Genomic DNA, 12,872 nt, shown 5'->3' with positions numbered 1-12,872 from the left:
TTGATGTTCAGGCTTTATAGTTGCCTGATGTCGCCGGTTGATGTGATCAATTATTCTCGTTTTGAATCTGGCATTGCAGTTGAACTTGTTGTGTGAGCTCCGCCGAGTTGGGAGAAATTACAGAGGCAGCCACAACCTATTTGTCAGAGACACAGCCGCATCTGGCGAAATACGACAATTAATGAAGTTTTCCGTAGTGCCGACGGGTGTTCATAACTTAACCAGCCTGAAAGACTGTAGAGAGCCATTTGTAGGGAAGTGCAGGATGTATACCCCTGAAGGATACGAAACCAGGTCAATCATGAGCTCACCCGAAGCAACAGTTATCTTTGGATTTATCTCCTGTCCGGCGGTGTTGTAAATTTTCACATGCGAGGGATCGAAATCGTGCGAACCTTTTAACCTGAAACTCTTGTCTGAGGGGTTGGGGTAGATTGTCAGGCCGCTGGATAGCGTAAAGTCAACCTTTTCAACCTGGGAATATGAAACTGTACCGTCAAAGTCAGTTTGCTTTAGTCTGTAGAACGATTTTCCCGGGTAGGGTTGATGATCAACAGTCCGGTAGGTTTGCTTTTCAGAAGTAGTTCCAGCTCCCTTTACCTGAAGGATCTCCTGCCAAATTTGGGCATCAATTGAGCTTTCGACCGAAAAGAAGTCATTATTTAGCTCAGATCCGGTGGCCCACTCTAAAGTAACCTGGCTATTTGCTGCTGTTGCGGAAAAGCTTAGCAACTCAACGGGCAGCGGCACCGAAACATCGGTGTTGCCTAAGCTGAACCTGTCCCCATCTTGAAGCGACACGCCGGAAAAAACGGCGATTTTATTAGAGACGGTTCCCGCTAGCGGTGTTACGTCATTTGTAGAAAAATCCCCGTCTCTGTCAACAAGTAATCTTAAATTAGAGCCGAGCGGACTTCCGCCTACTCCGCTGAAGTCGAAGGAGATGGAAACGGTACCTACGTCACCTGTTTTAGCCACTATCCAGTTTCTTGACAGCTTTTCTTCGATAACGGTTCCGTCAACGTCAGTGCCAACTGTTTTGGTTGTTGAGCTAATGGAGGCATTATCGTGGCCCCAAAACATGAATTCTCCGTCATCCAGGTCACTGGGGTTCCACACACGAAGTATGCCTGATCCACGGGCATCTGTGTGTACTGAACCGTCGGCTGCCCTTCCAATGCCGGCTACCTCAAAGTCGTAGTCTCCATTTCCCGGATCATCCATGGTGTATACATCATTTCCGGAAGCAGAAATATCAATATCATATTTTGCGGATAAGTAATTGTCGATAATTATTCTTTGTGCAGTATTTACCTCGCCGTCGTACATCGCTATTTCGGCAATGTCTCCGGTCAGGAGAAATCCAGTTGTTGTGGCTGTTCCCCGCCGGGCGCCAAGGAGCACGTCAGTGGTGGTTACGGTTCCTGTGCCAACTCCGCCCCCTGATACGTTGACAGCTTCATCAGACCAGGAGTTTTTTGCTGTCGTATTGTTGATGTGAGCTCCGATAGCCCAGGAATCGGCGGTATTGATTGTGCCGAGCCCATAGTTGCCACCGATGAAAGAGGTAAAGGTGTTGGCATCCATTGTATATTGATACTGTCTGGTGCCGGCAGTCGCCGTTGCCTTAGAAAAAATAGTGCCGTTATTGCCCGAGGGGACATTGTAAACTGCAAAAAAAGACCAGCTATCCGTGCCAGGAATCAGGTTGAGGCCGGCTGGGGTGCCAAGGTTTAAAAAGTCTCCACCATCGAAACTTACCGATGGGAGCGAGGTGTTTACTGCATTGGCATTAAATGTCGGTTCCTCTGTTCCCACACCGCTTGACACTGCGGTCAGGCCGTTTCCCGACACATCGGGCCAACTTGTGACCGCCACACCATCAGACAGGCTCAAATCATTTGCTCTGAGCCACAATTGGTTATTGTTTTGATTGCCAACTCCACCAGGCCCGGCATTTCCCGTGATAAAACTTCCCGTTGGTGTAATAGGGAAGGCACCGCAATTACTGGAGCATGTGAAACTAAAATCGGCACATACCTGATCAAGGCTCCCACCATTAAAGAATTGAATGGTGGGGTCAGCACCCCCGTTGCCAAGGTTTACGATACCGCTGCCACAAAGTGTAGCATCTGTCCAGTCGATGTAAATATCATCTGCACCAAAGGAAGTATTATCGATGATGGTAACACTATTTCCGGAGAGGATCAAGTCGTCTGTATTGGTGAAATTGGCAGTTGCAGCTAATTCGAAGTAACCCAGGTTAACGATATCTTCTGTTACTGTTAAAGTGCCCCCGTTTTCAACCAGTGTATAGCCTTCAACCATTACCTCTTCACTTGAGGTGAGCGTTCCTCCGTTGGCAACGACAATATCTCCTGTATGATAAAACATTTGATCGGTAGAGCCGGTAAATGCACCAACATTAGCTCTGGCCAGGTTGGCCGGAGATTGAGAACACCCACCATTGTCGTCAACATTGTCAATAGTAATAGTGTGGCCATTTTGGATAACTGCGTTGTCGGTTCTTTTCGGAAACACGCCCGCTCCCACAGCACCGCTTGACCCATCGGGAGTAAACGACCAGCTGGAATTGGATTCCCATGCTCCGGAAGCAAAAGAATAGAATGTGCGTGACGCATTGAACTCCCCACTAGTGCTGTAAAATGTTGCGTTTTCACGTTGATTGTTGTACTCAGTTTCGATCCAGCTGGCGCTGAATACCTCATTCGACAGCCGGGCGTGATCAAGGTCGCCATTCCAACCCTCGTTCCGGGCTGCATTTGCTCTACCATCGTTGCCAATGTCAAGGTAGCTTTCCAGTGTACCTAATCCACCATAGGCCTCGGTGTGCTCCAATTGACCATTAACATACACAGAACACGTGGTGCCATTCCAGGTAAGGGCTACATAATTCCATACATCGACCGCTAAAGTGACAATCCCCTGCTCCAGGTTGTGATTATTGCCAAACCCCAGATCCAGGCCACCCGCTCCATCGTCGGTATATAGCTGGATCCTATCTGCAAAGCCTGACGGGTTGGAAGTATGGCCATACATATACTGTTCTGTTCCTGTGAAAGTCGATGTATAGGCCCAAATTGAAATCGTGCCCTGCCCAGTAGCAATAGAAGATGAGGGGATTTGAACATAGTCATTTACACCAAAATTTTGCCCATCAGCAATTAAAGCTGGCGATGTGTCGGTGCTTCCTGTATTTGTTCCCGCAGTTCCGCCAGTAGCATCACTGAAGTCGTCGTTGAGAAAATACACAGCGTCAAAATCTGAGTTCCATACACTGGTAACAGAGGGGTCTGCTGACACTGAACAATTTCCATAGAACATGTAGATATCTGTATCAACTGTATTGCTCAGCGTGGGGATTCTCACCCATGCCACATATTCGCCTGTCGCAGGATCATACGACTCAATTTGGTGATCCAGCAGGGTTGCACCTGCCTGGTCAGCGCCAAAAATGATGTCGTAGCCAGTAGCATCTTCAACGTGTCCTCCGTTGCCTACCGATCTTAAATCCAAATCGGCGGTGGCTCCCATGAACCTGATCATGACGGGGAAGTCAGTTAATGGGCTTGCACCCATTACTTCAGATGCATCGATAGTAATTCGCTTGCCATAGCCAAACCCTTCAGTCTGGGAAAAGACTTCTGTTGAAAACGCAAGCAAGAAAAAAATAAAAAAAGCTCTACAGATATAAGACACTTGAGGTATAAATTAGGTATGTACCAAAAATTGAAACAACATCATTGCTGGCACTTTTCCATAAAGAATTCACAATTGAATACAATTTTAACTTCGAAAGTAACCCTTTTTACCGTCGACTTCAAATTTTAACCGCTAATAATAAACCTTACCGTCGACTCCTTAAACTGATTCGACGACCTTCTTTTTAATTTCCCTACGTAAAACTTAACCATCAGTCATCTTGTAGCATTGCTTATGGCTTAGTGCAACCCTTTTATTTTATATCAGTCTATTTAGTTTACAATTGTGAAACATAGGTATTACTTTCACGTTAGTAAATCAAATTATTTGCAGACAACCCTGAACCTCAATAAGTATGCAAAGAATCAACCTCGGCGAGTTTGAAGAGCTTGTATTGCTGATAACGGCAGTGCTGCACGACAACGCCTATGGCATTAGTGTGCTACAGGAAATAGAAGCTCAAACCGGGCGGCAGATCAATATTAGTGCAGTACATTCGGCACTCGACAGGCTTGAACAAAAGGGGTACCTGAAATCATACCTGGGCGGTGCTACGAACGAAAGAGGTGGGCGGAGAAAAAGGCTTTTTTCTGTGACGGCAAGCGGAGCAAAAGCGCTTTCGGACGTGAAGGAAATGCGCAACACGCTCTACAATCAAATTCCGAAGGTAACGTTGGATCTAAATTTTGTATGACCGAACAGCACTTACCGGAGCCACCCGGCTGGGCTTTGAAATTATTGCATTGGTACTGCAAACCAAGGTGCCTGGAAGCTATCGAAGGCGACCTCTACGAGCTTTTTGACCTGCGTTGCCAAAGTGCAGGCGAGAAAGCTGCAAGACGAGGGTTCGCCTGGGATGTGCTAAGGTTCTTCAGGTGGAAATACATAAAAGGACTGGAAAACTCAAAACGACTAAATCAATTCGACATGTGGAAAAACTACTTTAAAATCTCACTAAGGAGCCTTTGGAGACAAAAGTTTTACTCCTCCATCAATATAATGGGCCTTTCGGTTGGCATAGCATGTTGCTTGCTTATCATCATTTACATCAAGCACGACCTGAGCTATGATAGGTTTTGGAAGGACTGTGACCGTATTTACAGAATTGCGATCAATGATCGTGGGCCTTACACACCCACACGGCTGGGTGCATTGCTGAAAAGCGACTATCCAGAGGTAGAGTCATACACGAGGCTCAATGGCCTTTATGATTTTTCGTTTGCGATTGGGGATAATGTCTTCTCGGAGCCGGGAGGCAGCCTGGCCGACTCCACAGTGTTTGAGGTGTTTGATGTCAAGTTCATTGAGGGAACGCCGCAGGGAGCACTCTCCGAACCGAACACAGTCGTTTTGACGAAAAGTGTAGCCGATAAGTATTTTCCCCATGAAACTGCTGTTGGAAAGATAATCAAGTCGTCAGGTGACGCAGTGAAAATTACTGCTGTGGTGGAAGATCCGCCGATCAATAGCCACATGCCGTTCAAATACCTGGTGGCCATGCCCCATGAGTATTGGGCCACAACTGGCTGGTGGACTGGCAACAATTTTTTTACTTATGTAAAGTTGGTGGAAGGTGCTTCGGAAGAGGCCTTTGAGGCTAAGATGCTTGATTTTATGCGCAAGCATATGGCTAAAGACCTGATGGAAACCTACCACTATGAGAACTTTGATGACTATCTCGCATCAGATGATTCCTATAGATTTACATTGGTGCCCATCCAAAGAATCCACCTGAACTATCCCAGGTTAACGCTGGCCGAAAGCGCTGGCTCCATGGACAACGTTTATATTTTTTCGGCGGTAGCCTTCTTTATTTTACTTATCGCCTGCATCAATTTTATCAACCTGAGTACGGCCCGATCAGGCAGTAGATCGAAGGAAGTGGGCATACGAAAGGTACTTGGATCGGTGAGGGGTGAGTTGATCCGGCAGTTCATGGTAGAGTCATTTCTCATCAGCATTTTTTCGCTCGGTTTGGCTATTTTGCTCTCGCTCGTAGCGCTGCCATATTTCAACGACCTTTCGGGAAAGCAGTTCCTGTCAACAGATCTTATCACCGTTGAAAATATGCTATGGTTGACGCTGCTACTTACTGCCGTTGGCATCATTGCTGGTAGCTATCCTGCATTGTACCTTTCTTCATTTAAGCCAGTGGCTGCATTAAAAGGGGAGCTCAAGGCGGGTAAATCCGGGTCGTTTTTGAGAAAGGCCTTAGTGAGTTTCCAGTTTGCGATATCCATTTTTCTGGTGATTGCCACCTCAATCGTGTACCAGCAGATCAACCATATGACCGATCAGAAGTTGGGCTTCAATTCGAGCAACACAATGGTGATCAAGGCCGGGTCAGCATTAAAAGACAGCGGCCCGTTTTTCAGATCGAAGCTCCTTGAAAGTCCAAACATCGAGAGCGTGGCTACAAGCACTACCTACCCATCACAGTTTATTGGCGACTGGGGTTATAGCACCGTGGGCGATGTGAAGGACAACTATAGTCTTTACACGATGTTTGCTGATAGCTACTATTTGGAAACCATGGGAGTGGAGCTGGCTCAGGGTAGGTTCTTTTCAAAAGAGCTGGCGAGCGACACTGCCTCAATTGTGCTGAATGAGGCTGCGGTAAGAGAACTGGGCTGGGACGACCCGATCGGTCAGCGGCTGGAAAGATCGGAGGGGGTATGGACGGTAATTGGTGTGGTGAAGGACTTTAATTTTTCCTCTCTTAAAAGAAAAATAGGAGGCCTGGCGATCAGGTACGACCCTGAAATTCACAAGACCAACTGGGGCTCTGCCTTTTACCTGGCGAGGGTTAATGGCAACTACCAGGAGACTGTCAACTACGTGAACGAGCTTTGGGGCACCACTGCTCCCGAGGAGCCGTTCGACTACGACTTTGTGGATCAGGCCTTTGCGAAGCTCTACGAGTCGGAGGCCAAGTTTGGAAAGATATTTACTGTTTTCTCTGCCCTGGCTATTCTTATCGCTTGTTTGGGACTGTTTGCCATGGCAGCTTACACGCTTGAAAAAAGGTTCAAGGAGATTGCTATCAGGAAGGTGCTGGGGGCCAGCGTATTTTCCATTACTACGCTGGTGTTGTCTGACTTCACGAAGCTTATTCTCTTAGGCTCTGCGATAGCCGTGCCTTTTGCGTTCTATGTGATGGAGCAATGGCTGCAAGAGTTTGCCTACCGAATGGAATTGGGCGTTTTAGTGTTTCTTATACCTGTTTTATCCATTACGCTGTTAGCCTGGCTCACGGTTATTTATCAGTCGCTGAAAACAGCTACTGGCAACCCTGTTAACGCACTGAAGCAAGAATAAGCTTTCTCAAAATTGAATAAAAAGGGGCCAACCAGCCCCTTTTTTGTTTTGTCGCCATTAAAGAGAGCAGGCGTCGCATCTTGCTGTTTGCTTCCTATTGTGTATTTTAAATCCAAACTATACCAGGCTTTCGTATGTTGTAGAGACATGTTACCGCCGTTAACCTGTTAAGTATTTATCGAGTAATAAATAAAAAATGGTAACACCCCCGATTTCGAAGGATGAGAAGGCTCGTTTGGCCGATTTACTTTCCTACAACATTTTAGACACACCTGAAGAAGAGGAGCTCGATGAAATTGTGCAGTTAGCTTCCGAAATCTGCAATAAGCCCATCTCAACAATTACCTTGATTGACGAGAAAAGGCAATGGCACAAAGCCAGAAAGGGAATTGACGGCAGAGAAGGAGAGCGGGATTTCGCTTTCTGCGCCCATGCCATCCATGGCGATGATCTAATGATGGTGCCGGATGCCAAACAAGACGAGCGGTTTCACGACAACCCGCTTGTGGAAGGGGCCCCTCACATAAGGTTCTACGCCGGTGTTCCTCTCAAGTCGGCAAAGGGATATAGCCTCGGAACTTTGTGCGTTATTGGAACCGAGCCGACCACCCTTACCGAGGTTCAGCAACGGGCGCTAAAGATATTGGCTAAGCAGGTGGTCACCTATTTCGAGCTTCGGAAGAATAACCGTCACCTGACTGAAGCACTCAAAACCGTTGACAAACAAAAAGAAGAGCTTTCCTCCCACAATAAGACACTCACCAGGCTGTTGTCGATTATTGGCCACGACTTAAAGGGGCCAGTTGAGAACTTGAAGCAGCTTTTCAATCTTTTCGTAGATGGCAGACTTTCTAAAGAAGAGATAGACAACCTGGGAGCTGATTTGAATGAGCGCCTGGAAAGCACCTCCGATTTGCTCGGAAACCTGCTTAGCTGGGCTACGAGCCAGCTCAACGATGCATCTTTACATTCAGACAAGTTTGACTTGCACGATATTGCTGAGGAACAACTTCACAGAATTAAGAGGAGTGCTGTTGACAAGGGGAATAGCTTGTTGAATAAAGTAAAGAAAGGTTCCGTAATAACCGCTGATCGGGACATCATTAGGTTTGTGATTAGAAACCTGATTGCAAATGCTAACAAGTTTACTTCAGAAGGCGCTATTTCGGTAACCCTGGAGGAGAGTGAAGGCCTGGATAGGATTATTGTGGAGGACACTGGTCAGGGAATGTCGCAGGAGGCCATTAAAGCCCTTTTTAACTGGAATGACAGACGCACCACCGCAGGAACCTCAGGAGAAAAGGGGTCAGGCCTTGGTTTGCTTATTGTCAGGCAGTTTGCCAGTCAGTGTAATGGCCAACTCACCATTGAAAGTGAAGTGGGCAAGGGTACCAAAGTTGTTTTTGAAATGGCAAAAGGAACCAACATGGAACCATCACAGGAATAACCATACATAACCCAATGGCCTCCCAAATGACCTGAGTGCACCTTATAAAAATGTTATGTGCCGACTCATGCACTCTGCTTTACTTTACTCCTGATCAAATCAATCGATTATGTCTAAAAAAGCAGGGGCGAGGCTCCTAATAACAACACTTTTGGTAACGCTGGCCTATGGATTTTCGCAGGCCCAGGACGACTACCGGTCGAGCCAGCAGATAACTACTCAGCTACAATCACTCTCAAGGCAGTACGCCTCAGTGGCCAAACTACAGTCCATCGGAAAAACCGACGGCGGCAAAGACATTTGGGTGCTGACACTTGGATCGGGCGATATCGACAATCACCCGGCCATTGTAGTAGCCGGTGGGGTTGACGGGCGATATATTGTAAGCACGGAGTTGGCACTCAGGTTTGCCGAGCAGCTGATGGCTTCGTCGCAGACGGACTCCGTGAAGAATCTGCTGGCGACAACTACTTTCTATGTGCTGCCCAATGTAAACCCCGAAGCGTCGGATCAGTTTTTTGCCTCGCTCAAGTACGCCAGAACTGGCAACGGCCGTGCAACCGACGATGACCGTGACGGCCAAAATGGTGAGGATGGTTACGAGGACCTTAACGGAGACGGCCTTGTGACCATGATTCGGGTGGAAGATACTACCGGGGAATGGAAAAAAAGCGAAGCCGATGACCGCATCATGGTAAAGGCAGCGGACGGCGAAACAGGTGGCTACCTCTATTTCGCAGAGGGCACAGATAACGATAAAGACGGTGCCTTCAATGAAGACGGCGCTGGTGGCATCAATTTCAATAGTTCCCTCACATGGGATTTCCCTTATTTTCAGCCCGGAGCGGGAGACTTCCCTGTCGCCGACAAGGAAAACCGTGCAGTGCTCGATTTTCTTTTTGAGCGCTGGAATGTGTTTGCCCTGGTTACTTTTGGTTCTTCTGACAACTTGAATGCACCGATAAAATACAACGCTGGTGAGGCCTCCAAAAGAGTACTTAAAGGCATGCTGAAAACTGATGCTGACGCCAATGCATTGGCATCGAAAAGCTATGCTGACATCGTTGGCAAAAAAGAAGGAGCGCAGTCGGTAGTGCAGGGAGGTGGCTTTATGGAGTGGGGTTATTTCCACTATGCCCGCTATTCGTTTGGTACTCCAGCCTGGAGCTGGCCGGAGTTCAAAATGCCGGAGGACAGTGCTGCCAAGGCCAAATACACGCCCAACAAAGATAAAAACAAAGAAGTGGACTACCTGCGTTGGGCTGAAGCCAACAATCACGATTTGTTTGTAGAATGGAAGGCAGTGAACCACCCTGATTTTCCAGGCAAAAAAGTGGAAGTAGGAAGCTGGAAGCCCTTTGCTCCCTATAATCCGCCTTTCAGTTTGGTAGCCGACATCTCGGCCAAGCAGAACAAGTTCATAGCCAAGCTGGCCACCATGAAGCCACAGGTAAAAATTGAGAACCTCACAACTGAAACAGTTGGCAAGGGAATGACACGTATTACTGCCGACATTTTCAATGCAGGCACGCTGGCTACCATGACTGAACTGGCTCAAAAGACAAGATGGGTGCGAATGACCAAAGTTGAAATGGTATTATCGGGTAGTCAGCAGATCATTTCAGGCGACAAGGTGAAGCTTATTTCGTCCATTGAAGGGGGCGACAAAGTGACGATGTCGTGGCTTGTGAAGGGCTCAGGCAGTGTGAAGCTTTCTGCAGGCTCAGCACAGACTGGAATAGATACGAAAACAATCAATCTCAAATAAGAACAGTCATGAAGAGAATACTATACACTTTCATCATTCTTTTGGCGGGGTTGAGTGTTTCGGCCCAATCGCCAGATCAGATATTTAAAGCGGCGGGTAGCCCGCCAAATCCAAAGGTGCAGGTTAGCTGGAACAGGTATTATACCTCCGAAGGGCTGTGGGCTATTGCCAAAAAATTGTCGGAGGCGCATCCTAACCTTGTAAAGGTGGAGACTATCGGCAAAACCTATGAAGGGCGTGACATGATTGCCCTGACCATCACAGATTTTTCCAAAGGCAACGTGGATCGCAAGCCAGGCATGTACGTCGACGGCAATATTCACTCCAATGAGATTCAGGGTGGTGAGTTTGCTATGTACACCGCCTGGTACCTGGCTGAAAGCTGGTACTACAACGATTTCATCAAGGATTTGCTGGCCGACAAAGTTTTCTACATTGTTCCGACCATTAACCCTGATGCCAGGAACGACTATATGAAAGGCGTTAACACGGCCAATACCCCACGGTCTGGTATGATGCCTATCGATGATGACAGAGACGGGCTGGTAGACGAAGATGGCTACGACGACCTGAATGGCGATGGCGAGGTGACCATGATGCGCCGCAAGAACCCTAATGGTCGATACATCATTGATCCCACCGACCCTCGGCAAATGATCGAAGTAGAAGCAGGAGAGCCCGGTGAATACGAAATGCTGGGCTACGAAGGCAAAGACAACGATGGAGACGGTGAAGTGAACGAAGACCGGGTGGGTGGCTACTACGACCCCAACCGTGACTGGGGCTGGAACTGGCAGCCGGAGTACATCCAGAGAGGGGCGCACAAGTATCCGTTCTCAGTGCCTGAAAACAGGAACGTGATGGAGTTTGTGATGAAGCACCCCAATATTGGCGGCGCCCAAAGTTTCCACAACTCAGGTGGCATGATCCTGAGAGGGCCTGGGGCTGAAGAAGACCGGGGAACTTACAACGCTACCGACGACAAGGTGTACGATGCCATTGGGGAGCTGGGAGAGAGCATCATGCCTGGCTACACTTACATGGTGGTGTGGAAGGACTTATACACAGCCTTTGGTGGCGAGCTCGACTGGTTTCATGGCTGCCGTGGCATTTTCACGTTCACCAACGAGCTGTACCATCCTTACTTCATGTTTGGCAAAGACTACAAAGGGGGCAGAAGAGGAGATGAAGTGCAGAAGGACATGTACAAGTTTGAGAAGAACTTGCTGATGACTGATGCTTTTGTCGACTGGAAGGAATTTGACCATCCCGAGCTTGGCAAGATCGAGATAGGTGGCTTTAGAAAGAATTTTGGCAGAGACAATCCTGGCTTCCTGCTGGAAAATGATGCCCACCGGAACATGGCGTTCCTGATCTTCCATGCTTACCACACGCCCAAGCTAGTGATTGAAAAGGTCGAAGAAAAAGACCTTGGCGGCGGATTGAAGCAGGTAACAGCTACCATTGCCAACAAAAGGCTGATCCCAACCCACTCCAGTCACGACACCAAGAACAAAATCATCCGCCCCGACTATATTTCCCTTGAAGGAGCCAATGTGGTGGCTGGCATGGTGGTGACAGATGTGGACATGAATAAAACCACCGAGCAGAAGGTAGCTCCTGCCAAAATCGCTGTAGAAAACATACCGGGTATGGAAGCGGTAACCGTTCGCTGGATTGTGAGCGGCTCCGGCAAGTACACGGTGAAAGTAGATAGCGAAAAGGGAGGGGTGGTGACGAGGTAAATCGCTAAAATTGATTTGTAATACAAAAGGTCGCCCGGTGCGGCCTTTTTTTGTTTTTGGCTGGTCGGAAACGATAAATCTGGCATTGGAGTTGCTATGTCTTTTTCATTTTAAAACTCAATATGAAAAGACTAGCGTTTATTTTTTTAGCAGCAGTTTCATGCAAAACTGCTCAGGTATCACTTCAGCAAGACTTCGCCGCCAAGGCAGAGTCGTATGAGGTTCAGGGCAAAAATGGCTGGCAGGTCAACCAGGTCATTAAGTTTGGCCCTTACGAGACGAGCAAGATTGACCGCAGCATGACCTTTAGTTATCATGTTCCCTTCCTTGTTGACTTTTCCGGCGGAAAGGAAAGCCTTGCTTTTAACATAGTAAACAAAGAGGCTGGCGCTGGGGTAAACTTTCTGGGAGACAGCCGCCTGAAGGATAACCACCTTTCACTGGCCAAAGGCTATTTTCAGATTCCGCTCAAGCAAAAGGATGTCTTTGCGGGTGCCGTCTATTTTTCGCAGCCAGAGCTTCAGCGCTTTGACTTTCTTTTGCTCAACCCAAACAACCAGCAACTGACCGTCAAATGCCAGGGAGTAGTTTTGGATGAAAAAGGCGATGAGTACTTTACCATAAAAGGAATAACCAAACTGCAAGGGTCAAAAATTCCGCAAACACAGGTGTTTGGCTATGAATTCCTCCAGGGCGACAAAGTGGTAGGGGCCGTCGAAACCCTCAACAAGGGAAGGGTGTGGTTCGACACGTCGTTAAGTGAAAGAGACAGGCTATTATTATCGAGCCTGGCAACCGGGCTACTTGTGCGGAACAACTTGCAGGAAGAAGTAGAAAACCTGTAAAGGGACTTAAACCTGATCGAAAGCCC

7 protein-coding genes are annotated in these 12,872 nt (G+C 47.8%); 6 read left to right on the top strand and 1 reads right to left on the bottom strand.

The features are described from left to right. Window positions 1-210 precede the first annotated feature (210 nt). A complete protein-coding gene (locus RIG68_RS03805; protein ID WP_350118776.1) occupies window positions 211-3,684 on the bottom strand; it encodes a DUF2341 domain-containing protein in 3,474 nt (1,157 codons plus the stop codon). Window positions 3,685-4,078: 394 nt separating this feature from the next. Between RIG68_RS03805 and RIG68_RS03800 the strand changes: the two genes are divergently transcribed. From RIG68_RS03800 to RIG68_RS03775, 6 genes are all read left to right on the top strand, one after another. Next, entirely contained in the window at window positions 4,079-4,417 is a 339-nt protein-coding gene (locus tag RIG68_RS03800) for a PadR family transcriptional regulator (RefSeq protein WP_350118773.1), read from the top strand. After that, window positions 4,414-7,041: an ABC transporter permease gene (locus tag RIG68_RS03795; RefSeq protein ID WP_350118769.1), complete on the top strand. Its 2,628-nt coding sequence runs from the start codon at window positions 4,414-4,416 to the stop codon at window positions 7,039-7,041. Before RIG68_RS03800 ends, RIG68_RS03795 begins: the two co-directional genes overlap by 4 nt. A gap of 196 nt (window positions 7,042-7,237) precedes the next feature. Beyond that, the gene (locus RIG68_RS03790) at window positions 7,238-8,488 is read left to right on the top strand and encodes a GAF domain-containing sensor histidine kinase (protein WP_350118766.1); all 1,251 of its coding nucleotides are present in this window, start codon (window positions 7,238-7,240) and stop codon (window positions 8,486-8,488) included. A 109-nt stretch (window positions 8,489-8,597) separates the two neighbouring features. Beyond that, window positions 8,598-10,256 (top strand): M14 family metallopeptidase, encoded by a 1,659-nt coding sequence (locus tag RIG68_RS03785; protein WP_350118763.1) that lies wholly within the window; start codon window positions 8,598-8,600, stop codon window positions 10,254-10,256. Between the two features lie 8 nt (window positions 10,257-10,264). After that, a complete protein-coding gene (locus RIG68_RS03780; RefSeq protein WP_350118760.1) occupies window positions 10,265-12,001 on the top strand; it encodes a M14 family metallopeptidase in 1,737 nt (578 codons plus the stop codon). A gap of 122 nt (window positions 12,002-12,123) precedes the next feature. Next, the gene (locus tag RIG68_RS03775; RefSeq protein WP_350118757.1) at window positions 12,124-12,846 is read left to right on the top strand and encodes a hypothetical protein; all 723 of its coding nucleotides are present in this window, start codon (window positions 12,124-12,126) and stop codon (window positions 12,844-12,846) included. Window positions 12,847-12,872 lie beyond the last annotated feature (26 nt).

This window comes from Imperialibacter sp., from assembly GCF_040222385.1.
In the GTDB taxonomy this organism is placed as follows: domain Bacteria; phylum Bacteroidota; class Bacteroidia; order Cytophagales; family Cyclobacteriaceae; genus Imperialibacter.
Note: the sequence above shows the minus strand (reverse complement) of the source record. Positions and strands in the feature narration are given on the sequence as shown.